General features: G+C 62.4%; 22 protein-coding genes and 1 pseudogene. 14 read left to right on the top strand and 9 right to left on the bottom strand.

Translation table 11 applies throughout. The features are described 5' to 3' along the window. Positions 1-201: pseudogene (locus EFD55_RS06380) on the top strand (IS110 family transposase); the annotation flags it as partial. Positions 202-441: 240 nt separating this feature from the next. Here EFD55_RS06380 and EFD55_RS06370 read toward each other — a convergent pair. Then, positions 442-1,218, bottom strand: coding sequence for a DUF1194 domain-containing protein (locus EFD55_RS06370; RefSeq protein WP_125843763.1), 777 nt, complete (start codon positions 1,216-1,218; stop codon positions 442-444). Between the two features lie 142 nt (positions 1,219-1,360). After that, entirely contained in the window at positions 1,361-2,263 is a 903-nt protein-coding gene (locus tag EFD55_RS06365) for a LysR family transcriptional regulator (RefSeq protein WP_125843762.1), read from the bottom strand. A 188-nt stretch (positions 2,264-2,451) separates the two neighbouring features. Here EFD55_RS06365 and EFD55_RS06360 point away from each other — a divergent pair, with 188 nt between their 5' ends. Both EFD55_RS06360 and EFD55_RS06355 read left to right on the top strand, forming a co-directional pair. Continuing rightward, positions 2,452-3,177 carry an SDR family NAD(P)-dependent oxidoreductase gene (locus EFD55_RS06360; protein WP_125843761.1) on the top strand — a complete coding sequence of 242 codons (726 nt, stop codon included), beginning with the start codon at positions 2,452-2,454 and terminating at the stop codon, positions 3,175-3,177. Beyond that, a complete protein-coding gene (locus EFD55_RS06355) occupies positions 3,171-3,659 on the top strand; it encodes a RidA family protein (RefSeq protein ID WP_125843760.1) in 489 nt (162 codons plus the stop codon). Before EFD55_RS06360 ends, EFD55_RS06355 begins: the two co-directional genes overlap by 7 nt. 184 nt (positions 3,660-3,843) lie before the next feature. Here the strand turns inward: EFD55_RS06355 and EFD55_RS06350 are convergent, their stop codons facing one another. Further along, the gene (locus EFD55_RS06350; protein ID WP_125843759.1) at positions 3,844-4,383 is read right to left on the bottom strand and encodes a Pycsar system effector family protein; all 540 of its coding nucleotides are present in this window, start codon (positions 4,381-4,383) and stop codon (positions 3,844-3,846) included. Between the two features lie 129 nt (positions 4,384-4,512). On the opposite strand from EFD55_RS06350, the gene EFD55_RS06345 reads away from it, so the two are divergent. From EFD55_RS06345 to EFD55_RS06335, 3 genes are all read left to right on the top strand, one after another. Then, positions 4,513-8,280: a FecR domain-containing protein gene (locus EFD55_RS06345; protein WP_125843758.1), complete on the top strand. Its 3,768-nt coding sequence runs from the start codon at positions 4,513-4,515 to the stop codon at positions 8,278-8,280. Beyond that, complete coding sequence (locus tag EFD55_RS06340; RefSeq protein ID WP_125843757.1) at positions 8,280-10,262, top strand: CHASE2 domain-containing protein; 1,983 nt, start codon at positions 8,280-8,282, stop codon at positions 10,260-10,262. Before EFD55_RS06345 ends, EFD55_RS06340 begins: the two co-directional genes overlap by 1 nt. A gap of 144 nt (positions 10,263-10,406) precedes the next feature. Continuing rightward, positions 10,407-10,937 carry a dihydrofolate reductase family protein gene (locus EFD55_RS06335; protein WP_125843756.1) on the top strand — a complete coding sequence of 177 codons (531 nt, stop codon included), beginning with the start codon at positions 10,407-10,409 and terminating at the stop codon, positions 10,935-10,937. A gap of 19 nt (positions 10,938-10,956) precedes the next feature. On the opposite strand, the gene EFD55_RS06330 is transcribed toward EFD55_RS06335, so the two are convergent. After that, complete coding sequence (locus EFD55_RS06330; protein ID WP_125843755.1) at positions 10,957-11,769, bottom strand: class I SAM-dependent methyltransferase; 813 nt, start codon at positions 11,767-11,769, stop codon at positions 10,957-10,959. A gap of 87 nt (positions 11,770-11,856) precedes the next feature. Further along, positions 11,857-12,444, bottom strand: coding sequence for a TetR/AcrR family transcriptional regulator (locus tag EFD55_RS06325; RefSeq protein ID WP_125843754.1), 588 nt, complete (start codon positions 12,442-12,444; stop codon positions 11,857-11,859). Between the two features lie 141 nt (positions 12,445-12,585). On the opposite strand from EFD55_RS06325, the gene EFD55_RS06320 reads away from it, so the two are divergent. Further along, positions 12,586-13,140, top strand: coding sequence for a DUF308 domain-containing protein (locus tag EFD55_RS06320; RefSeq protein WP_125843753.1), 555 nt, complete (start codon positions 12,586-12,588; stop codon positions 13,138-13,140). 175 nt (positions 13,141-13,315) lie between these two features. Further along, positions 13,316-14,296: an SDR family oxidoreductase gene (locus EFD55_RS06315; protein WP_125843752.1), complete on the top strand. Its 981-nt coding sequence runs from the start codon at positions 13,316-13,318 to the stop codon at positions 14,294-14,296. A 692-nt stretch (positions 14,297-14,988) separates the two neighbouring features. On the opposite strand, the gene EFD55_RS06305 is transcribed toward EFD55_RS06315, so the two are convergent. Beyond that, a complete protein-coding gene (locus EFD55_RS06305; RefSeq protein WP_125843751.1) occupies positions 14,989-15,600 on the bottom strand; it encodes a hydrolase in 612 nt (203 codons plus the stop codon). 201 nt (positions 15,601-15,801) lie between these two features. Beyond that, positions 15,802-16,740 (bottom strand): alpha/beta fold hydrolase, encoded by a 939-nt coding sequence (locus EFD55_RS06300; protein WP_125843750.1) that lies wholly within the window; start codon positions 16,738-16,740, stop codon positions 15,802-15,804. 149 nt (positions 16,741-16,889) lie between these two features. On the opposite strand from EFD55_RS06300, the gene EFD55_RS06295 reads away from it, so the two are divergent. The 4 genes from EFD55_RS06295 (at position 16,890) to EFD55_RS06280 (ending at position 20,818) form a co-directional block, all read left to right on the top strand. Beyond that, positions 16,890-17,549 carry a TetR/AcrR family transcriptional regulator gene (locus tag EFD55_RS06295; RefSeq protein ID WP_125843749.1) on the top strand — a complete coding sequence of 220 codons (660 nt, stop codon included), beginning with the start codon at positions 16,890-16,892 and terminating at the stop codon, positions 17,547-17,549. 373 nt (positions 17,550-17,922) lie between these two features. Then, positions 17,923-18,894, top strand: coding sequence for a DMT family transporter (locus EFD55_RS06290; protein WP_125843748.1), 972 nt, complete (start codon positions 17,923-17,925; stop codon positions 18,892-18,894). Between the two features lie 275 nt (positions 18,895-19,169). Beyond that, a complete protein-coding gene (locus tag EFD55_RS06285; RefSeq protein WP_125843747.1) occupies positions 19,170-19,913 on the top strand; it encodes an SDR family NAD(P)-dependent oxidoreductase in 744 nt (247 codons plus the stop codon). Next, positions 19,910-20,818: an RNA polymerase sigma factor gene (locus EFD55_RS06280; protein WP_125843746.1), complete on the top strand. Its 909-nt coding sequence runs from the start codon at positions 19,910-19,912 to the stop codon at positions 20,816-20,818. The genes EFD55_RS06285 and EFD55_RS06280 overlap by 4 nt, the downstream gene beginning before the upstream one ends. Positions 20,819-21,022: 204 nt before the next feature. Here the strand turns inward: EFD55_RS06280 and EFD55_RS06275 are convergent, their stop codons facing one another. Then, complete coding sequence (locus EFD55_RS06275; RefSeq protein ID WP_125843745.1) at positions 21,023-21,577, bottom strand: GNAT family N-acetyltransferase; 555 nt, start codon at positions 21,575-21,577, stop codon at positions 21,023-21,025. A 44-nt stretch (positions 21,578-21,621) separates the two neighbouring features. Next, positions 21,622-22,374 carry a nucleotidyltransferase domain-containing protein gene (locus EFD55_RS06270; protein ID WP_125843744.1) on the bottom strand — a complete coding sequence of 251 codons (753 nt, stop codon included), beginning with the start codon at positions 22,372-22,374 and terminating at the stop codon, positions 21,622-21,624. 272 nt (positions 22,375-22,646) lie between these two features. Between EFD55_RS06270 and EFD55_RS06265 the strand changes: the two genes are divergently transcribed. Both EFD55_RS06265 and EFD55_RS06260 read left to right on the top strand, forming a co-directional pair. Continuing rightward, entirely contained in the window at positions 22,647-23,342 is a 696-nt protein-coding gene (locus tag EFD55_RS06265; RefSeq protein ID WP_125843743.1) for a fumarylacetoacetate hydrolase family protein, read from the top strand. 10 nt (positions 23,343-23,352) lie between these two features. Further along, a complete protein-coding gene (locus EFD55_RS06260) occupies positions 23,353-23,883 on the top strand; it encodes a gamma carbonic anhydrase family protein (RefSeq protein ID WP_125843742.1) in 531 nt (176 codons plus the stop codon). Positions 23,884-23,946 lie beyond the last annotated feature (63 nt).

Here is a 23,946-nt window from a genome sequence, read left to right as displayed (position 1 = left end):
GGCGGTCGGGCAACGGTGCGCGCCGTGCTGTTCATGGCCACGTTGGTGGCCTGCCGCCATAACCCGGTTCTAAAAGCCTTCCGCGATCGCCTGGTCGCTTCAGGCAAGTCGAAGATCGTCGCAACCGCGGCTGCCATGCGCAAACTGCTCACCATCCTCAACGCCATCATTCGGGACCAGAAAGCATGGCAAAACGCTTGACTTCCAAGACAGTCGCTCTGCCCTGCCGGGCATCTCCCCCACAAGGGTGGAGATCGGCAAGAAGCCATGCCTCGCCCTGAATTTACGATTCATGTGACGGCCAGTTGTTTGGGGAAGCCAGCGCGCCCAGGCGATCTCCCCACCTGTGGGGGAGATGCCCGGCAGGGCAGAGGGGGGTGTCCCACGGCATACCCTCTCCTCTCGTCCCAAGACGCGCAGGCCCACCTGCAAACCACCAGCTCACCGTTCGAAAAAATCCCGCCATTGCTTCTCGCCAACCAGACAATCGGCCGCGGGCGCGGCCCCCGCCGTCTCCTGCACCGTCACCGGAGGGGAAAGGCCGCTGATTTCGAGCACCAGCTTGCGGCGCACGGCGATCGCGAAATCCTCGACCTTGTGGACCGGCAGCACGAAGGCGCCGGGGCCGCCGATGACGCAATCGGCGTAGTATTTGTCGAGCCCATCCGGCGCATCGGAAGGCCGCAGCATGATGGCGAGGCCGTTGATGACCATGCCTGACGCCACCGCCTTGTCGCGGGCGGGCGTCACGGGATTGCCGGAATTGTTCGGGCCGTCGCCGGAAACGTCGATCACCTCCCGCCTGCCCTGAAAGGGCGCTGCGATGATCATGCTGGCGCCCTGGGCGATGGCGGTGGAGATCGAGGTGCGCCGCTGCGTGGCAATCGGCCGGGCGTCCAGCTTGTCGGCAAAGGCGATCGCATCCGCTTCCGTCTCGATCACCTGCCAGTCGATCACGGAATCCTGGACGACATAGCCCGCCCATTCGAAATAGCTGATGGCTATGCGGCCGGTCAGCCCGCCCTTGACCGCATCTATGAATTCCTTGTGCTTGAGGGCCTCGACATAACCCTGGCGCTGGATACCGATCTCCTCGAAATCCATCGACCGCGAGGTATCGACGGCAAGCACCAACGCCACATCGACCTCGCTTCTCCCGATCTCAGCGACCGGGACGACGCCGGAAAGACCCATCAGCACCGCAAGTGTCGTCAGCATTGGCTATCCAATCCTTACGCCATTCCCAGGCGAGGAAACTGTAACACAGCTTGACCGGCACGGGACGCTGGGCCGCCTGCCGGGCTTCAATTTTCGGTGAAGTCGGGAGTGCCTGCGCCCCTTAGCGCCAATCCGGACGCCCTCAATGCAAAGGCAGCCACAAAGGGTTCTTCCACGCCTTCAGCGCTTCCAGAAAAACCTGCAGGCGCAACGGCAGGAATCGGCGGGTGGGATAGACGGCGTGGACGAAAATCTCCGGTGACGACCAGTCGGGCAGCAGGCGGATGAGCTCGCCTCTTTTGATCTCTTCTTCACAATAGGTGGAAGGCAGCAGCCCGATGCCGTGGCCGCGATAGGTGAAGGCGCTGACCGCCTCGAAATCCCGGCTCGACACCGGCCCCGAGACACGCATGTCGATCGATTTGCGGCCGCTGACGAGATGCCATTCGGCCTCGCCGTTGCGGCCGTTCAGGAGGACGCATTGATGGTCCTTCAGATCCTCGGGCTTTGCGGGAAGCGCCCTGCCCTTCAAATAGTCGGGCGCGGCAACCAGATAGCGCACGCTCTTGCCGAGCCGCTGCGCGACGATGGAGGAATCCTTGAGTTCGCCGAAACGGATGCCGAGATCGATATTCTCGGCGATCAGATCGAGAAACAGGTTGGTGACAAAGAGATCGACCTGAATCTCGGGATAGGCCTTTAGAAAGGACGAGACGAATTCGTAGAAGACCTCCTGCCCGAAGATGACGGGCACCGAGATCTTCAGCAGCCCTTCCGGCTTTCTCTGCGTTTCCGTCAGCGCCTGCTCGGCGTCGATCAGATGGGCGAGCGGTTCGCTGCACCTGTCGTAATAGGCCCGGCCCTGCGCGGTAAGGCTGAGCTTGCGCGTCGTCCTCTGCAGCAGCGCCACGCCGAGCTGCTCTTCGAGCGAGGTTACCTTCCGGCTGACTGTTGAAACCGGCATGCCGAGCGAATGGGCCGCACGACTGAAGCTGCCATACTGCGCCACCTTCACGAAAACGGCGATGTCGTTGAGATCGGGCATGCCTTCACTTTTGCACTGATGCAAAAGAGAATCCAGATATTTCCATCTAATCGGGGAATGGAGTTTTCGCCATATTCACCTTGCGAAAACAAATCACAACCTGATGGTGGCGCGATCGCGGCGACCCCATCTCGAGCGACCCGGCCGATCAGGCTCGACGTTGCCCGAACCAGATCATGGAGTTCAACATGACTACCGGAAAGACTGTCATCGTTACGGGCGCCTCCCAGGGTATCGGCGCAGGCCTCGTCAACGCCTTCATCGCACGCGGCTATAATGTCGTCGCCACCTCGCGCCAGGTCAGCGCCTCGGACGCCTTTCAGGCCTCCGACCGGCTGACCCTCGTCGACGGCGACATCGGTGACGCCGAAACCGCGGCACGGGTCGCAAAGACCGCGATCGACCGCTTCGGCTCGATCGACGGCCTCGTCAACAATGCCGGCATTTTCCTGGCCAAGCCGTTTGTCGATTTCACGATGACCGACTTCGCGGCGTTGTCCTCGACCAATCTCGAAGGCTTCATCCATCTGACCCAGCTGGTCGTCAGGCAGATGCTTGCGCAAAAAACCGGCGGCAGCGTCGTCAGCATCACCACGCCATTGACCGATCATCCGATCGCCGGCTTCTCCGCTTCGGTATCGATGATGACAAAGGGCGGCATCAACGCCATCTCCAAGAACCTGGCGATGGAATATGCGAACGAGAAAATTCGCTTCAACATCGTCGCTCCCGGTGTGGTGGACACGCCGCTGCACAAGGACAATCCGAAGGATTTCCTGAGCACGCTGTCGCCGATGGCAGGCATATCGAATGTCGGCGAAATCGTTGATGCGGTCCTCTTCCTGACGGAAGCTCCGCGTATCACCGGGGAGGTGCTGCACGTCGACGGCGGCGCACATATGGGCAGATGGTAAACCATGGAAACGCGCAGGCAGCCGGTGCGGAACAGCGGCTGCAGGAGTTCGGCATCACCCTTCCCCCGCCGCCGACACCCTTCGGGGCCTATGTCGAGGCAGTCCGATCCGGCAAGCTAGTCTACTTCAGCGGCATGCTGCCGGTCGTCGGCCACGAGCCCCGCTACATCGGCCGCGTCGGCGGCACGCTGACATCAGAGGACGGCAGGAAGGCCGCCGAAACGGCAACCTTGAGCGGCCTTGCCGCCGCCAAGGACTATCTCGGCTCGCTGGACAAGGTGGTCAAGGTCGTCAAGCTCGGCGTCTACATCGCCACCGAAGGTGATTTCCGCGACCACCCGAAAGTCGCCGACGGAGCATCCGAAATGCTGCTCCAGGTGTTCGGCGAGGAAAAACTCTCCGGCCGCGTCGTCCTCGGCGTCGCCAGCCTGCCGCTCGGCATGCCGGTCGAGGTTGAGCTTGTGCTCGAGGTCGAGGATTGAGTGGAGAAGGTGTGGGCGGCGGCATCCTCCGACGCCCCTCATCCTGAGGCGCGTAGCCCGCAGGGCGAAGCCTCGAAGGACGCGCCGCAGCGCTACTTCTTGCATGCATCAACCGTCGATGCACCCGCCCCGCCCTTCGAGGCCCCTACGGGGCGCCTCAGGGTGAGGCTCTCTTGAGGGTTTCTCACACCGCCGCTAACAACAGCACATAAGCAATCACGCTCACCATCAACCCGCGAAACGCAAAGGTGACGCAGCGGTATTTGTTGCGGGCGATGGTCGAGAGGATGTTGGCGTTTTCGAGATACTGGTCGAAAAGGTAGCGCTCGTCGCGCCTCAGCGCCGCGTCGAAGAACAGGTCGCGATGATCGGGCCAGGCGCCCCAGAAGAGCGAGGTCGAGGCGCCCAAACGCCGCGGCAGCACGACGAGGATCGCCGACAGGATGGAAAAGACCGAGGCTGCGGCAAGCAGGCCGGAGAACAGCACGCCCCCCGGAGAGCCTGCGATGTAGCGCGCCGGGCTGAAGACCGCCCTCACCTCGCTGGAGCTCACCAAAAAGGCGAGCATGAAAGTAAAGATATAGGCGGCCTTCTGATCGGATATCTTGATCTGATCGTAGAATATGTCGTTGATTTTCTTGATGTGGTCGAAATACTCGACGCCAATATCGCCGCTCGACGGCTCGCTCAGCATAACATCAGTTGCATTTTCGAAATCGCTCACATGAATACTCCACCCCAGAAGTGTTTCCCTGATAGTACACTTTGAAACGAAATCAAGAACACGTGTGCACAGCGCTTGACTTTTTCACTCTACATGGACAAAGGGGAAGTGGGGTTAGGGGTGAGGATCATGCGGGGTTATTCCAATAACATCGGCCGCGCCGGCATGGCGTTGGCGCTTGCTTTGCCTTGTTTCACGTCGTCGGCGATGGCCGATCCCGTGCAGCGTGCAACGCCGGTCGCCGGCTCCGTCATCGCCCGCAAGACCGGCGAGGAGGTCCGCTTCATCGAAGTGTCCAACTGGCGCGTCGTCGATCTGCACCAGGATCTTTTGACCGGCGACGTGCTGCGCACCAATGCCAACGGCCAGCTCGCCATCGTCTTTTCCGACCACACGCAGGTCCGCCTCGGCCGCAATTCCTCGCTGCAGGTCAAGAAGATGGCCACGAGCGGCGACACCGTGCTGGAGCTTCAGTCCGGCACGATCTGGGCGCGCGCCGAGCGCGGCGGCCAGGGCTTGACGGTCGAGACCCCCGCGGCGGCGGCGGCTATCCGCGGCACGGACTGGACGATGACCGTCAAGGGCGACCAGACCTCGATGATCGTGCTGGAAGGCCGCGTCGCGCTCAGCAACCCGCAGGGCAGCGTCGAGGTGAACCAGGGCGAAGGGGCCGTTGCCACCATCGGCCAGGCGCCGCACAAGCTCATCGACGTCAATCCCGACGATCGCGAGCAGATGCTCTTCTATCTGGACCTGCGCGACGGCTTCGGCCTGATGCCGACTTCGCCGCTGCGGGCCGACCGCATGGCGACTGAACGCCGCCGTCTGCTGGCCCTGCCGCCCGAACGCCGCACGACCGAAGACTGGCTGGAACTTGCCGAAGTGCAGAGCGCCTTCGACGGTCGCCAGGCAGCAGCCGCGACGTTGCAGAACATCCGCGGCCGCAAGCTGACAGTGGCCCAGCAGGCCCGCGTCGACCTGCTCGACGCCACCATCGCCGGCTCGGAAAAGCGCTATGGCGATGCCGCCAAGCTCTTCCAGAAGGCGCTGCCGCATCTCGACCCGACACGCCGCAACATGGCGCAATATGGCGGCTATTTCGCCCGGTCGCTCGCCGACCCCGCCCATGCCGAACCGCCTCCGGCCAATAGCTCCGGCCCCTATGGCGCGATCATGCAGGCCTATACGGCAGGCTTCCTGCAAAACCCGCGCGCAGCGCTCGAAATCATCAGGAAGGCGGAACAGCGCTATCCCGATGATGCAACCCTGCCGGCGATCCGCGCCCAACTGGCGCAGCTCATCGATGACCGCAAGCAGATGAAGGAAGCGATCGAACGCTCGCTGGCGCTCGACCCCGATCATCCGATGGCGCTCTCCGCCCGCGCCAGTTACAAGGCGGTCTATGAAAGCGACATCAAAGGCGCGCTTGCGGACCTGAACCGCGCCATCGAGCTAGCCCCCGGCGCGTCCGGCACGCTGAATTCGCTCGGCCTGCTGCAGGGTTCGCGCGATGCCAATGACGAAGCGGAAAAAGCCTTCAAGAAGGCGATCGAACTCGATCCGCAGGACCCGGTGCCGCACGCGAACCTCGCGATCCTCTATCTCGACCAGGCGCGTATGAAAGAGGCCAAGCGCGAGATCGACACGGCTATCGCGCTCGACCCCTCCTTCGATATCGCTCTGCTTGCCCGCGGCCGCTACTACCTGCAAAGCGGCGAGAAGGACAAGGCGCTGGAAGATCTGCTCGCCGCCAGCACCGCCAATCCCGCCCATTCGCAATCGCAGCTGATGCTTGCCGCGGCCCACTACGAAAAGGGCGACCGGATTCCGTCAGAGCAGGCGCTCGACAACGCCAACCGCATCGATGATGACGATCCGGTCATCTCCGCCTTCCGCACGGCTGTCGATATCGACGATTACGATGCCGATGGCGCGATCCGCAACGCGCAGGACTTCCTGCGCCGTTCGCGCGCCCGCGGCGGCGACTACAGTGGGCTCGGTGCCAATGCAAGCGCCGGCTCGACCCTGAACGACGCCTTCCGCCTGCAGGGTCTGGATGCCTGGGGCCGCTATTACGGCGACGCGGTTTTCGATCCTTTCGAAGGCAGCGGTTACATCGACCAATCGATCAAGGGCAGCATCTTTCCTTTCGTGAATGCGACGAGCTTCAGCGAAGACAATGTCATCCAGAACCGTGGCAACGCGTCGAGCTACTCGTCCTTCATCCAGGGCCTGCTGCTCTCTCCGCACATGCTGTCCGGCCGTTCACGCTCCGCAACGCTGTTCGATGTGCCCTTCATCGAAGGCTCGCTCGGCGGCGGCATCAACAGCGTCGACGGCCACACGCGCCGCATCGGTGAAGCGGAAATCCAGGGCTATTCGAATTCGACCATCCCGATCAGCTTCTTTGGCAATTTGAACTGGGAAGAAATTGCCCTTGACGGCGACTACCGCGACTTCGGCGGCTTCTCCAACAACAACAAGATCCTCGGCGGCAACGGCTATTTGACCGCAACGCTGACACCTGACGATCGCATCGTAAGTTTCGTCAATTATGGCAAGACTTACGGGCCGCTGAACGCGCTGACGACCAGCACCGCTTTGACCGATCGCCTCAATGACGAGCTCTTCATACCATTGGGCCTTCTTCTGCCGACAATGGACCTGCCGCTCTATCGCAACAGATATGACGAGGCGGAAAGAACCAATGCGGGATTAGGCTGGAGCCATACTTTCGCATACAGGAATGTGCTCAATACCGCGCTTCTCTATTCCGACACCAATGTGAAGACGAACTACGATTTCACCTTCGATGCTTCGGCTCTTACCGGGGCTCCCGCGCCGGATTTGGTTCCCTATGCTGAAACAAGACAGAAAACCGCATCGAAGACTTATATCGCTGCGATCAGTCACAGCATCGGCGATGACACGCTGACATGGCGATATGGCGTCGAGGGCGGCTGGACCGACGCGAACAGCAACTCTTTCCGGCATCTCGATACGCTCATACCGGGCTTTGTCGATGAAGCAACCTTCGGCCCATTCGAAGCAAGCAGCCGCGTCAACATCGCCCGCGCCTACATCGACGTGCTGCACGAGATCACGCCCGATCTGAAGGGCGAATATGCGCTGTTCGGCACGCGCATATCGGGCGATGGCGTCGATATCAACCGGTTCGAGCCGCGCTTCGGCCTTGCTTGGTCGCCCGTCCAGAATCATTGGCTGCGCGCCGCCTTCATGCGCCAGAGCGTCGACACAGGCGTGCCGACACTGGCCCCGGTCGGCATCCTCGGTCTGCAGCCGAACCAGTTCTCGTCCAGCACCGAAGGTTATACCGACACCGTGGCGCTGCAATGGGATGCCGAATGGACCGAGCGCCTCTTCACCTCGGTCGAGTACCAGCACCAGGAACTGCATGATTTCTCGATCGATCTGCCGCTGATCGCGCTGCCGGCGGTCGACAGCTTGCCGCTGTCGCGCGGCAGCATCGATCGCGCCGCCGTGACCGGCAACGTCGCGCTCGGTTATGGTTTCGGCCTTTCCGCCACCTATGCCTATATGGATTCCGAGAACAAGGATCCGCTGGAGCCGAATTTCGGCGGCAATCTGCCTTATATCCCGAAAAACTCCGGCCAGATCGCGCTGACCTGGGTCAACGAGGCCAAGGTCAAGGCGACGGTAGCGGCCAACTATATCGGCGAGCGCGATGGCGACGATCTCGGCACCAAGCTCGACGATTACTGGAGCCTCGACGCACACCTGATCTGGGAACCCTTCGACAAGCGCATCGCGCTCGAAGCCGCTGCCTATAACCTGCTCGACGAGGACTTCGAGATCACGCCCGGCGTGCCCGGCTGGGGCCGCGCTTTCAAGGGCACGCTCAAAGTCCGCTTCTGATGCGCGCAGAGGGCAACCCCCGGCAGGCCGGGCTGAGCGGCGGGCAGACGGGCGGCCGCCGCCTGAGGCTGCTGGTGCTGTCGCTCGCGGTGTTGATCGCCATCTCGCTCCTGTCGCGGCTGCCCGCCTGGTCGCTGCTGGAGCTCAGAAGCTTCGACTATCTCTCGACCGTCGACGACCCGCGCCCGCCGCCGGGCGGGCCCGTCATCGTTGCGATCGACGAGCCCTCGCTTGCCGATATCAACGCGCAATGGCCCTGGCCGCGCAGCCTTCATGCCGAACTCGTCACCCAGCTTCGCGCGGCCGGCGCCCGCGTCATCGGCCTCGACATCATCATGGCCGAGCCCTCGAACCCCGGTAACGACGCGGCGATCACCAAGGCCGTCGGCCCCGATATCGTGCTCGCCGGCGACGAAACGCTGATCGAGACGCCGCAGGCCTCGCAGCTGATCCGCGCGACACCGCTGCCGCAGCTGACGCAAGCAGGCGCCGTGACCGGCATCGCCTCGATCGATCTCAGCGGCGACGGCATTTTCCGCCGCATTCCGGGCTATGAAGACGGCTTCGCCGCCATGCTGGCAAACGCGTCGGGTGCGGCACAGGCATCCCTGCCCGCCGGCCGGCTGATCCAATCCTTCGGCCCGGCCCGCAGCTATCCCACAGTTTCCTATTACCAGGCCCTCGACCCCGAGAATTTGCTGCCGCCTGGCTATTTCAAGGACCGCGTCGTGCTCGTCGGCCTCAGCCTGCAGAACGCGCCTGAAATCGACAAGGGCGGCGTCGACGCCTTCGCGACACCCTATACGGTTCACACCGGCAAGCTCGTCTCCGGCGTCGAGGTCCAGGCGACGATCTACGACAATATCCGCCGTGGCCTGTCGATCGCCGAAGCCCGCCTGCCCACGGTTGCCGCCTGCATCCTGATATCGGTGCTGCTTGCCGCCGCCACCGTCTGGCGCTCGACGGGATGGCTGACGATTGTCACCAGCGCGGCCGCCCTCCTCGCCTTCGCGGCAGTCAGCTTCGCCGGCATCCGGCTTGCCCATGTCTTCGTCTCGCCGCTCGGGCCTGTCGTCGCCTACATCTCGGTCGCCTTCGGCCAGGCCGCCTTTGATTATGCCGAGGAGCGCCGCAACAAGCGGCAGATCATCCGCGCCTTCGCCCAGTACATCTCGCCCGACCTCGTCCGCCGCCTGGCGAACGACCCGTCGCAGCTGAAACTCGGCGGCGAGCGGCGCACGCTCTCGGTACTGTTTTCCGATGTTCGCGGCTTCACCACCATCGCCGAAACCATGAAGGACGATCCGGAGCAGCTGACCGGCCTGATCAACCGGCTGCTGACGCCGCTGTCCGACGTGGTGATGGATCACGGCGGCACGATCGACAAATATATGGGCGATTGCATCATGGCCTTCTGGAATGCGCCGCTCGACGATCCCGACCACGCGCTCCACGCGGTGCGCGCCTCGCTCGCCATGCAGGCGGCGATATCAAGGTTGAACAGGCGGCTGGAGCGGGAAGCGGCGGCACGCGGCGGCAAGCCGCACGTGCTGAAGATGGGCGTCGGCATCAACACCGGCGAATGCATCGTCGGCAACATGGGCTCGACCCGCCGCTTCGACTATTCCTGCCTCGGCGACAGCGTCAACCTCGCCTCCCGCCTCGAAGGCGCCTCGAAGAATTACGGCGTGGCCCTGCTGCTCGGCGAGGAGACCGCAAGGCTGGTCTCTGAGACCTACATCGTCGTCGAACTCGACCGCATTATCGTCAAGGGCCGCACCGTGCCCTCGCCCGTCTTTACCGTCGTGCACAAGGCTGACGTGGAAGCGCTGGCCGCCCATCAGGCCTTCATCCAGACGAAATATGCCGGCACGCTTGCGCCATCCGACCCCGCCTTCGAGACGCTCGCCGCTGACATTCCCGAACTCGCCGCCTATTACGCCATCGTCCGGGATTCACTGGCCGCCGACGGCAAGGAATGACGATCATCCCTCGAGCGTCCGATTGATCGGACAGGCCAAGCGCTTTCGCACACGTTCCCAAAGCGAGTTGTAATATAAAACCAGTGCGGCTATCCTTTCACCCAGTCAGAACTGGGGTGGCTCGGCGCCTGGGGGAAAGAGGGCATGGCAAAGCTCGTCTTCGGAATGATGCAGTCCCTGGACGGCTACGTCGACCATATGGATTTTGCGCCAGGCCCCACGCTCTTCCGCCACTTCATCGAGGAAGTGCGCGGCCTAGCCGGTAGCGTCTATGGCCGCCGCATGTATGAGGTCATGCGTTACTGGGACGACGATCATCCCGAATGGGATGCGGATGAGCGGGCCTTCGCGGCGGCGTGGCAACGCCAGCCGAAATGGGTCGTCTCGCGCACGTTGGAATCCGTCGGCCCCAACGCCACGCTCGTGCAGGGCGACCTTGAGCGCGCGATCCGCGCGTTGAAGGCCAAGCGCGACGGCGAGATCGAAGTTGCCGGCCCCGACCTGGCGCGAAGCCTGACCGAACTCGGTCTCGTCGATGAGTATCGGCTCTACCTCTGCCCCGTCGTGCTTGGTCGCGGCAAGCCATTCTTCGCCGGCCCCCGCCCGCCGCTGCGCCTGACAGCCAGCGAACGGATCGACGAGCACGTGATCAGGCTGACCTACGTTCCTGCCTGATCTCGCGACGCGTGCTTTTTCAGACCACGGCCACGATGACGTGCGCCTGAATTTCGGCGGCAACCTCGCCGCTGCCATGTCTTTCCGCAATCCAGGAGGTGGCATAGTCGGTCGCGGCATCCAGTTTTGTCGCGTCCCGTGCCTCGATTTCGTTGCGAAGAAGCGTTCCCTGACAATAGGCAACGGCCGGAATGCGGGGTGAAGATGCGCGGCTTTGTTCGGCCCTCGTTTCGATCACCACATGGGAGAAGCCAGCTCCCATAAGCTCCGAGCGGATCAGGTCCTTGTCGTGGTAGCCATGCGGCGTGCGAGCCAGAAAGCGCGGCGGATCGTCGGGGAAAATCTTGGTGAGAGCATTCGTCACGTCATCGGCAAAGACGTTCTCCTCGATGCGATCCCATACGCTCAGCAAGAAACATCCTCCCGATTTCAGGACCCGCCTTGCTTCGCGATAGGCAGCCGGGCGGTCTGGAAAGAACATCGCGCCGAACTGGCAGCAAACGAGATCGAAGGCCGCGTTTTCAAACGGCAGCGCCAGAGCATCCGCCCGGCGCCATTGGATGCGGCTGTCGGGCGCCTGTCTCAAAGCGGCGTGGTCGAGCATCGGCTGGTTGAGATCTGTGACGACATAGCTTGCGCCGGAGGGCAGCCTTGGCGCCAAAGCACGGGTGACGACCCCGGTGCCCGCCGCGGTTTCCAGAACGGCGCCCGGCGAAAAGGACGCGGCCCGCCCTGCGAGATCCGCGGCGTAGGGCTCGAAAATCAACGGCACCATATAGCGGTCGTAATTTTCCGGAACCGAGCCGGAAAACACTTTGTCCGTCTCCAACATTGCCATCGCTCTCCATCTGCCGGCGGCACGCGAGACTAGCATGGAATTGCGTGTCAGGGATCGTTTTCGAGCAGGCCGACAGTTCCGCTAGCGATCCGCTACCCCCAGCCTCGCGATCTCAGGGGCAACGATTGCGATGAACAGTCCGGGCTCGCCGAAGGCCCTTGCAGAGAGCATAGCCCCGTGAACCGAGGCCATCAGCATCTGGGCCTGCTCTTCCGGCAGCTTGTTCAGGCGGAACAGCCCCTGCTCCACTCCGGCCTGCAGTACCGAGGTAAGCCACCCGGAGAGACTCTGGAAATGCGCACGGACGCGGGATGCGACTTCTTCCGGCAGCATCTGCATTTCGCTCGCGAGCATCGCGCAGACGCAGAAGGGTTGCGAGGCGTTCTCAATGCATGATTGCCAATAGTCGACGTAGAACTGCAACTGATCGGCGGGGCTTGCGGCCTGCTCGCGCAGGGACTGCAAACCCGCCTCCGCCTGCTTCCTGTAGCGATCCACCAGCACTGAGACGAGCTCGGCCTTGGTCGGAAAATGATGGTGGATGCTCGCTTTCCTGATACCGATTGCAGCAGAGATATCGGCATAGCTGAAGCCGTTGTAGCCTCCCGCCACAATGAGAGACTGGGCGATGTCGAGAATTTTGTCCGAAGTCGAAGCTATTGATTTCATAGCGTCGCCTACCTTCTGGTAGGCAGATTGTCAAGCCTGCTCCGCATTCCCTGTTCTCACAATGAGGTGTTCGGGCGCTGGGTTGACTCGCCCCTTTAGGCTTCCTACTAGTAGGTAGGCAAATTAACAAGGAACCCACCGATGCAAAGCCATTCCTCTCAGTCCAACTGGCTGCGATCCTATTATTTCACTCGCGCCGCATTCTCGACGATCTGGATTTCCGCCGCCGTTCTCCTCGGCGGGCAGCCCGGCCCCGCCGCCTTTCTGCTGGTCATCTACCCTGTGTGGGATGCCCTCGCGAATCTCGTCGACGCACGGGTAAACGGCGGCCTCAAAGCCAATCCGTCCCAGGCATTGAACGTGGTGGTGAGCCTGATCACGGCGCTCGCCGTCGTCATTGCCGTCAGCAACAGCACCTACGCCGTCCTGGCCGTGTTTGGGGTCTGGGCGATCCTCTCCGGCGTGTTGCAGCTCTATACGGGCGTCAGGCGCTGGCGCACCTACGGCGCCCAATGGGTGATGATCCTGAGCGGCGCGCAATCGGCCCTTGCCGGCGGCTTCATGATCAGCCAATCGCTTGGCACCGCCGCGCCGACGATCCTGGATATCGTCCCCTATGCAGGCTTCGGCGCATTCTACTTCCTGCTTTCGGCAATCTGGCTCGTCGTCGCAGCCTATCGCAAGGCACATGCATAGGCGCTGCCCGGTCCTGCGGCGGCGGGCTTGAACTGCCGTCGAAAGGCCGGGCATCGCGCGTTCCATGTCCTCAGGCGCCGTCGCGCCTACACGAGATTTGTGGAAGACGGTCCAGTTCTTTCGCGCTATGAAGAGTGATCACAGATCCCGCCCATCAGACACTGAGGTCACTCGCATGGCTTTGAAAGTCCTTTTCATCGGCGGCACCGGCCAGATCTCCTATCCATGCGTCGAGCGCGCTGTTGCCGAGGGCCATCATGTCAGCGTCTATAACCGGGGCCTGAGAAACGCCCCCTTGCCTGCGGGGGTGACCTCGATCGTCGGCGAGCTTGGATCGGCCGCCTATGCGGATCTCGCCAAGGCCAATTATGATGTCGTCTGCCAGTTCATCGCGTTTACGCCCGATCAGGTGGCGAGCGACATCGAGATCTTCTCGGGCAATTGCGGCCAGTACATTTTCATCTCCTCGGCCTCCGTCTATGAAAAGCCACCGCGTCACTACGTGATCACCGAGGAGACCCCGGCGATCAATCCCTACTGGCCCTACAGCCAGGCCAAGATCGCTTGCGAGGAACGGCTCAAGACATCTGGCAATCTCGCCTGGACGATCGTCCGCCCCAGCCATACGGTTCGCACCGGCCTACCGATCATGATGGGCGACAGCGACGTCATGGCAAGACGCATGCTGGACGGCGAGCCCACCATCGTCGCAGGCGACGGCCACACGCCCTGGACGCTGACCCGCTCGGTCGATTTCGCCGTGCCTTTCGTCGGCCTTTTCGGCAAGGCGGCAGCACTCCGCGAGATTTTCCACATCACCTCCGATCGCGCCCACATCTGGGACGATATCCAGAAGACGATCGCAAGGTTGCTGGGCGTGGAAGCAAAAATCGTCCACGTCCCGACCGACACCCTGATCAAGTACAATCCGGATTGGATAGGCCCGCTCCTCGGCGACAAGGCCTGGACGGCTATTTTCGACAACTCGAAGGTCAAGCGCGTGGCGGGCGACTTCACCTGCGCCGAGAGCCTCGAAGACATCCTGGCCGAGCCGATCATGCACCTCAAGCAACGACTGGCGAAGAGCCGGCCGCTGAGAGGTGAGCTTGATGCCCTGATCGACAGGATTTGCGCGGAGCAAAGTGCTCTTGGCTAGGTTGGTTCGTTGCGGGGGCTTGGTGTCCGCGGTTGGTACAAAATTGCCGTGACGCTTCGACCACTATTGGCCCTAGCGGACAAATATGTGTCCTAAAATTCGCTCACCTGAGCGACATGGCAAAGTCGGAGGAAAGACCCTTGCGATCGCCACGTCGCAAACCTGGTGGACTTACCCCTTTGGCAAGGCAGCAATGTATTGGTCGACATGGTTCGTCCACAAAGCTGGCTTGAATAGCAAGGCATGGCCTGCGGACGCAGCAATGAATTTTCCCTGTCCGCCCGCCGATAGAAACCTTTCGAAATTTTCTCGACAGTGTTCTAGCCGCCCAGCTCATCAGAGCACGATGATGTGAGCAGAGATGACAGCAGGACCGCAGGGAGCAATGCCGAAAGGCGGCCGTTTTCTCTGATTTGCACTCGCGGCTCAATTGCCAAGGTCAGACATCCTCAACGTATGGCAGTCCACCATCGCATCACGGTGTAAACAGTTGTTCCAATCGATTTGCTCAACGATTTATTAATGGCCGCTTCTGGCGCAAAGCGGCCAAGGTTCGTCGGCGATCGGTCCCAAGCAACCAGCGCCTGGTCATCGGGAAATGCTGCTTTTTAATCGTAGCCGGCCCGCCGACGCTGGAGGTCGTCCTTTCCCAATAGGCGAAGTACCGCCGCCTTCATCTGTGCCGCGCCGGCTCAATGGCCGACTTCGGCGAAGACGATTTCGGCAAAGCCCGGGACGGTGGCGTCGCGGTTCCAGTCCCGCTGCAGCTCGCAGGCAAGCTGGATCCAGCTGACCGGCACTCCGCCCGCCTGAACGATCCGGTCGAGCCCGGCGCGATGCGCCGCCTCCGAGGTGCCGCCGACGGCATCGACCACGGCATAGACTTCGAAGCCTTCGCGCAGCGCATCGAGCGCGGGGAAGACCAGGCAGACCTCAGTCCACAGAGCGACCATGATCAACTTCTTGCGGCCGGTGGCCTTGACCGCGTTGGCGAAATCCTCGTCCTCCCAGGCATTGATCGAGGTCCTGTCGATCGGGACCACCCCGGGTAGCGCATCGGTGATCTGATGGATCGTCGGTGCGTTGCGCCCTGTCGCGACATTGACGGTCGAGAGCACGACCGGAAGATCGTAAAGCCTGGCGGTGCGGGCGAGCGCCGTGACGTTTTCGATCAGCAGGCGCTTGTTCATGGTGGCGATCGAGCCGACCTGGACGGGCTGGAAGTCGATGATGACAAGCGCCGCATTCTGTGGCGTCAGCATATGGTCGGCGAGTGGATCGCGGATGGTGGCAGGAGACGTCATGGTAGTTCCTTTCCTAGAGTTCGAGGTTGAAGTGCTTTGGACGCAGGGAGGCATTGCCGGGCGCCCGCCGGCTTGAAATCGAAAGCAATGTTTGAGCAGCAAGCGGTCAGCGATACGGGGCGGCGCCCGCGTTCGCATAGTCCGTATTAGTGGCCACTGGCAGCAACGCCACCGGCGGGATCAGGATCGTGGTTCGGACGCTTACGTGCCCGGCTCCAAAAAGGCTGTGATGAGCGTGATGGTTGCCTCGGGCTGCTCTTCCATCAGCCAATGGCCCGATCCCGGCACCACGGCTTCGGTCACGTTCGAAGCGGCGTCGCGCATGACGACCGCCATCATCGGACCAAACGACTTGTCGCCGCCGATCGCGAGGACTGGCATCGGCAGCTTCGTGCCCTTCGCCCGCCAGGCGCGGTTGTCGATCACGTCCTGATCGAAGGCAGCGAATTGGGCGAAGCCCGAATGCATGCCCCCGGGGCGCGCATAGAGCGCCGCATAGTGCTCGCGCGAAGCCTCGTCGAACCGCGCGGGATCGGCGGAGAATTCGTTCCAGAAGCGATCGAGATAGATGCGCTCGCGGCCCGCGACCAGCCGCTCCATGTCCGGCCCGCCGAAGCGGAAATGCCAGAGCAGCGGGCTCTTGAGGATGTCGTCCCACGGCCCGATGCCAGGAATGGGCGCATCCATCAGCACGAACCGGATCACGCGATCCGGCTGCTGCGTCGCGAGCGCGAAACCCACCATGTTGCCGATATCGTGCGTCACTAGCGCGAAGTGATCGATATGCAGCTTGTCGAGAATGGCGGCGACGTCACGCGCTTGCGTCGCCTTGTCATAGCCACCGGCGGGATGGTCCGAGAGGCCCATGCCGCGCAGATCGGGCACGATGACGGTGTGATCGACCATCAACGCCCTCGCGAGTGGCGACCACATGTCGCCGGTCTCGCCGAAGCCGTGGAGCAGCACCACTGCGGGGCCATGTCCGCCGATGCGGACGAAGAGTCTCGAGGTGCCGTCTGTGGCGACGGTCTCGGTCTTGAACGACGTCGGATAGGGCAGTACCTGGGCCGACGCGGGCGTCGCCGCAGCAAGCATCAATGCGCCGATTGAGGTCAGGGCACGTGAAGCGAACTTTCTCATGGTGGCACTCCTCAGCAGCCGGTAACTCGGCCGGTGACGATTAGCATGACAGGAAATTTGTTCATGTAAACATCTTTTTTGAAAACTTGATCAGTTTTTTTTGTCGTGTAATATGCTCCAGACGACTCAGGAAAGGCAGCAAGCATTCGATGAAGCCCAAGACCCAACGCCATGCCGAAGCGACCGGCGACAGCAGCGCCCGAGAGCGCATCCTCAAGACCGCCGAGCAGATCTTCGCCGAAATGGGGTTCGAGGGAACCTCGCTGCGGCAGGTCGCCGTCAATTCGGACGTCCCGGTCGCGCTCGTCAGCTACCACTTCAAGAACAAGCTCGGGCTCTATCGCGAAGTGTTCAGGGCGCGTGATCCCAACACAAACGCGCAGCGCCTGGCGGGCCTTGCTCTCGCCGAAATGGAGGACAATCGCGAGCGCCGGCTCGAGATGATCATCAAGGCGGCGCTGATGCCGATGTTGTCGCTGCGCAAGATCGAAGGCAGTGCGAATTTCGGCGTGCTGCTTGCGCGGGAGGCCACCGATCCGCGCTCCGCGCAGCGCGGGATCATCAAGGAGATGTTCGACCCCGCCGCCACTGCAACGATCAAGGCGCTCAAGGGCGCACTGCCCGGCCGCAGCGAGGCCGAAATCGTCTGGGCCTTCCAGATGATGATCGGCACTATGCTCTACATCATGGCCGATGGCGGCCGCGCGAAGCATCTGAGCGGTGGCGTCTGCGATCCGGAGGATGTCGAAGGGACGATGCGGCTGATCCTGCCCCTGCTCCTGCACGGGATGCGCGGCCCCGAGTTCTGATCATCGGCTGAAACTTCCCGCGACCGCATTGCTGCCGAACTCGCCTCACCCGCCTGTCACGGCACGCATCATCGCAGGAGCGCATCGCTGCACCGAGCGCACGCGTCCCGAGGCTGGTGTATTCGGATGCCGGCCGGCTCACGGCTAGTTTCCGTCGATCCCGCGGCCCCGCTCGCAATGTCCCTTTTCATACGACCCCGGTCGAAAGCCACCATTCATCGGTCAACGCGCAGCCCAATTCCCGGTGTTGGCGCTACCCGGCCAAGGCGTTCTTCCGCCCGGCCCGCCGACGCCGGAGGTCGGCCTTGCGCAATAGGCGAAGTGCCGCCGCCTTCATCTGTGCAGCGCTCGGGAATTGTGGCATAACCGGGCTATGGCGATACATGTCTTGGCGGTCCATCGTGACACGGTCGGGACGGAACAGGCGGCGGGCGGTTCGCTTGCAGCCGCCTATTCCGTGGGGGTTTTCTGCTGGCTGCTGTCGGCCGGCGTCTATATCGCCGCGAAATGGGTTTCTTCGGAGATGCCGCCCTGGGCGCTTTGCTTCTGGCGCGTGCTGATCGCCTGGGCGATCCTGATGCCGATCGTGTACCGACATTTCGGCGCCATGGTCGCGCTCGTGCGGGCTCGCGGCCTCGAGCTGCTCGCCATCGGCGGTATGGGGCTCGCGATCTGCCAGGGCCTGATTTTTGTCGGCCTCGAACACGCCGATGCTACGACCGCCGGCATCATCATCGCCCTGATCCCGATCATCACCATGATTCTTGCCCGTTTCATTCTGGCTGAGCCGATGGGACGCTGGCAGGTGATCGGATCGATCCTCGCCTTTCTTGGGATCGTAGTCATCATCGTCAAGGCCAGCCCGGCTGCGCTCTTGCGTCTCGACCTCAATCCCGGAGAGCTGTGGATCGTCGCTGGCGCGTTCTGTTTCAGCCTCTATACCGTCCTGCTCCGCCGGGCGAAATTCGACGTGAATCGCCTTGCGCTCCTGGTACTCCTCCTCGGTGCGGCGGTGCTGACGGCGCTGCCCTTCTACCTGTTTGAGCTTGTCTCCGACGAGCGCTCGACGCTGAATACAAGCGGCCTTATCGCGCTCGGCTATGTCGCGATCCCGGGCGGCGCGGTTATGTATTATCTCTTCAATCGCAGCATCGAGGCCCTGGGGGCGGCGCGGGCGGGCGTGCTGCTTTACATCCAGACGATCTTTATCGCCGTGCTCGCCTACCTGTTCCTCGGCGAACAGTTGCAACGCTATCATCTCGAAGGCGCGGCGCTCATAGTCGCCGGCTTGCTTCTCATCATCCTGCTGAAGCCAGCGGCCAGAGCGGAGGCGACCAAAGCCTGAGGACGAGCGCAATGCTTTCCCAGTGACCGCTTCAGGCGCCAAGCAGACATCGGCCTCGTTGCTTATCGGGCTGGTTCGCGAGGCTTCGGCTGCCAGACCTCCGTTGTGTCTGTCCACGAAGTGGAAATCGATCACCGCCGAATTTCGGTCGAGTCATACTTTTAGACGCTGGTCCCCACAAATCGCAGATGGCGATGACTCTTTTCACCTTGTTGGAACGTCGTTGTTGTGACCGTCGTCGAGCGGTCGGACCCGACCCAAATGAGGACTGAGAAATGGATCTGGAAGGAAAGCGAATCGTGGTCGTTGGCGGGAGTCGCGGCTTGGGCAGGGGGCTCGCCGAGGCATTTGTGGTTCGCGCGGCCGAAGTCACCGTGGTAGCCCGAAACGCGACGGCCGTGCAGGGGCCAGGCGAGCAACCGGCCGTCACCGCGATATCGGCTGATGCAACCGATGTCGACGCGGCATGGCGGATCATGGACCAGACGCGACCCGATCTCGTCATCATGAATGCCGGCGCAGAACCGCCCACGGAACGGATCGACCGGATTGGCTGGGAGGCATTCACCACCAACTGGAATGTGGACGTCAAGGCCGCGCTGCACTGGGTACAGGCGGCTCTGACGTTGCCGATGACGCCGGGCGGGCTTGTCGTCCTGGTCTCCAGCGGGGCCGCCGTGCAGGGGTCGCCGCTATCGGGCGGTTATGCGGGAGCCAAGCGCGCGCAGTGGTTCATTGCAAAATATGCCGAGGGCCTGTCGGCGGAGCTCGGCCTGGCTCTGCGCTTCCGGGTCATCGTTCCCCGGCAGATGTTTACCGGAACCGGTGTGGGCGATACCGGCATCGCGGCCTATGCCGCGGCGGCGGGTCGGACATTTGCCGAACAGGCCGCCACCTGGCCGGAGATGACGCCGCGGGCTTTTGGCGATATGGTCGCCGACCTGATCGGCAGAACGGGCCTCGCCGAGGCCATGGTCTACGCAGTACGCGGGGATACGGGTGTGACGGTCATCGAATGACAGAAGACGCTGCTCTCGAAGACGAAGAGAGGAAAACTCTGCTCGCAGCGCTCGCGAGCGAAGCGGACGCGCTTCGCCCCGAACTGCACCGCTATGCTGCTCGTCTGGTGGGTTCGGTGATCGACGGCGAGGATGTGATTCAGGATGCGTTTGCCAGGGTATTTGCGACGGCTGGCTCGATCCCGCCGGGCACGCCGCTGCGACCCTGGCTATTTCGCATTGTCCATAACAGAGCCATAGATGCCCTGCGCCAGCGCAGTACGCGCCGATCGGAGCCACTTGAGATGGCTTTCGATCTGGCCGATATCAGCGCCGTCGGTCCGGAGGACGCGCTGATCCGGCAGGACGCGGTGCGGATCGCCCTCGGCCACTTTGCAGAATTGCCGGTACCGCAACGCAGCGCGGTGATCCTCAAGGATGTGTTGGGAGAGTCACTTGGGGACATCGCAGCACTGCTGGAACTGAGTGTCGATGCCGTCAAGGCCCATCTGTCGCGCGGTCGGGCAAGATTGCGCGCCATCTCCGACGTGCGCTCCGAGGTTCCACCACCGCCGAGTCCCGAGGTCCTGAACTTTGCAGCGCTCTTCAACGCCCGAGACTGGGACGCTTTGCGTCGCATGCTGGCGCAGGATGTTCGGCTTCGTCAGGCGCGACGGCCGGAAATCTCCGGTGCCGCCGACGTCGGTCGATTTTTCACCTATTATGCCGAGTATCCGCCAGTCAGGATCGAACCGGCTTGGCTGGAAGGCCGGGAAATATTGCTGGTATCAGCCGAACCGTCGGGCGGTCCTTCCTATTTCATGCTGCTCGAATGGCTGGGGCAAAAGATAAGCCTGATCCGCGACCATCGCTATGCGACCTATGTCATGGACGGTGCTGATGTCATGCTGGCCGCATCGTGGTGACCGACATTGATTAAGACGCGCTTTCTCGAGGTCTCCAATTGCGGTCATTGGCTGTCTGCGCTTTCGGCACGTCGGCAAGAGCAAGCAAAGCGCTCTCAGCCAGGGATGGGCCTGGAAGCGCTGGGCGTCGGACCTCATCATCGACGGCCCCACCGCGTCCTTGCCGATCTATGAGACTGGCGGCGACCTCTCCTCATCCATGACCTACGGACGATGTCCGTTTATATCGCTCGTCTTGCCAACGGCGTACATGTTGGTCGGCGCGCCGTGCAACATCACCTCACGCTCGAAGATGAAGCCACATTTTTCGAGGATGCGTTTCGAAGCGGCATTGGCGGTGCGAACCAATCCGATCACGCGATCCGCCTGCAGATCATCGAAGGCAAATGTCAGGGTTTCCCTGACCAATTCCGTGGCATAGCCCCGCCCCCAGCTTTCAGGTTGCAGATGATATGAAAGATTGAGGCCGTCGAATTCCTTGGAAACGGTCACACCGCCAAATCCTATCAAGGCATCGTCTGCCTCAACCGCCCAACGCCCGAACCCGTGATCTTTCCAATGCCCGACGTCGCGCGCAAGCCGCGCTGCACTTTCCTCCGGCGTATCAGGCCGGGGCACCGGTCGGTGTGCGACCAGTTCCGGCCGCGAAAAAAGCCGGGTCAGGAAATCGACATCCCCTTCCGCGGGAGGTCTGAGGCGCAATCTGTCCGTGCGCCTCACTACCGGCTGCAAGACATCCTTGAATGTGTTCTCAAGCATCTTCCATCCAATTTTCAAAACTCGCCAATATGACCGACACCCAGTTACCCCAGCCGTCGCGCCTCCAGCGGAGCCTCCTGCCGGAATTCGTCGAAATAGCGGCCGCCGTGCAAGGCAAGTTCCCGATCGGCCAAAGCCAGGAATCGGGCACCGTCACCCGCTGCCGCCAGTCTGAACGCCGCGTCGAATTCGGTCGCCAATTGCGCATCGAGCCTCTTCATCAGGCGCGGCGCCCATTTGCCCCGACCGCTCCATGCGCCGCGTCCGAGCAGGATCAGGTCAGCAAGCTTCTGATAAAGCAGCGCGGCGATGGCGGCGATCTCTTCGGGCGGGCGGACGCCGCGCAGATCGTCGGCCAGATCGGTCACCTGATAGCGCAACGCATCATAGGCAGGACCTGCAAGAGGTTTCGGCCCTGCTGCCAGCATTCCTGCTGCCTTTGCCTGGACGGCGCGGGCGCGCTCGATGTCCGGTCCTACTATGCTGCCTGTCGCGACCATATTGGCCATGATCGGATAGCCGCTGTCTGCATCCGCATGCAGGTAATGCGCCAGGGTCTGTTCATCGTGAACGAAGGCCTCGACGGGAAAACCCTCCAGCGTGAAAGACTCCCGCCAGGCCCTTTCGAGCGACGGGAATACGACGACCAGATCGATATCCGAAAACTCGGTGCCCTCGCCGCGCATGATGGAGCCGGCGACATAAGCGAAAGCCGCTCCGTCATAGCGGCTGGCGACGCAGCGGCGGGCGACGGCGAGCGCCCGCTCGGCAAGGTTATGCGTTTGGATATCGTCCACGATCTCGTCCTCGAATGCGGGAGACGAGCGGCAACAAAAAACCCGCTCGTTTCCGGCGGGTTGGTGTCTTCTGCAATGAACGGATTCAGTTCACGCGTCTGCCACCCACCGCCAGGCGGTGGTCGTAGACGTCGTGGAAACTGCGAAAATCCGGCTCATGGCAGAAACGATATCGCCCTGCGACGGCAGCGTCAATGCGCCGAGAATGCTTCCCCGCCGCGCTGTTTTCCGTCTAAGATGAGCCAAAGACTCGATAAACAGGAAGAGCCCCTATGCCCCATCCCGTCACCGTCATTCCGCGTCCCGCACCGGTTCTGCTGCCGGTCGAAGACAGCGACGGGCGCTTTCCGGTGCGCCGCGTCTATTGCGTCGGGCGCAATTATGCCGACCACGCGATCGAGATGGGCCATGACCCCAGCCGCGAGCCGCCCTTCTTCTTCCAGAAAAACGCCGACAACCTGCTGCCGGCAGGCAACGCCTTTCCCTATCCGCCACTGTCATCCGACGTGCATTACGAGGTCGAATGCGTGCTGGCGCTGAAATCGGGCGGCGCGAACATTCAGGCCGCAGATGCGCTCGACTGCATCTACGGCTATGCCGTCGGCATCGATTTCACCCGCCGCGACCTGCAGGGTGAGGCCAAGAAGCTCGGCCGCCCCTGGGAGCTCGCCAAGGCCTTCGAACATTCCGCCCCCGTCTCGGCGATCGTGCCGGCAAGCCGCCTCGGCCATCCCGCCGAAGGGCGGATCTGGCTGGAGCAGAACGGCAGGCGCGCCCAGGACGGCAATCTCAACCAGATGATCTGGAAGGTGCCGGAGATTATCGCCGAACTCTCGAAGCTCTTCACCCTGGCGCCCGGCGATATCATCATGACCGGCACGCCCGCCGGCGTCGGCGCGGTTTCGAGGGGCGATCGCATCACCTGCGGCATCGACGGCATCGCCACGCTGTCGCTCGACGTCGTCTGAGGAGAGACCCATGCCCATTTACGCGCTTGGCGGATTGACGCCGAAACTGCCTGCCGCCGGCCTGCACTGGATCGCGCCGGATGCCCATGTGATCGGCGATGTCGAACTCGGCGAGAACGTCGGCATCTGGTTCGGCTCGGTGCTGCGCGGCGACAATGAGAGGATCACGATCGGCGAAGGCACCAATATCCAGGAAGGCGTCATGGCCCATACCGACATGGGCTTTCCGCTGACGACGGGAAAGGGCTGCACGATCGGCCACCACGCCATCCTCCACGGCTGCACGCTCGGCGACAACGTGCTGATCGGCATGGGCGCCACCATCCTGAACGGCGCCAGGATCGGCAACAACTGCCTGGTCGGCGCCAACGCGCTGGTGACGGAGGGCAAGGAATTCCCCGACAATTCCCTGATCGTCGGCGCGCCGGCCCGCGTCGTGCGGGTGCTGGATGAGAAGGCCATCGAGGGCATTCGCCGCTCGGCGGAGAACTACGTGCGAAATTGGCAGCGGTTTGCGCGGGATCTCAGGGTGATTGGCTGATTGGTGGAGGTTTCCCTTCAGGAGATGTAGCCGCTCTTTGCCTTTCACTTACGCTCAAGGCGT

The organism is Rhizobium pisi, from assembly GCF_003938655.1.
GTDB lineage: Bacteria > Pseudomonadota > Alphaproteobacteria > Rhizobiales > Rhizobiaceae > Rhizobium > Rhizobium pisi.
Note: the sequence above shows the minus strand (reverse complement) of the source record. Positions and strands in the feature narration are given on the sequence as shown.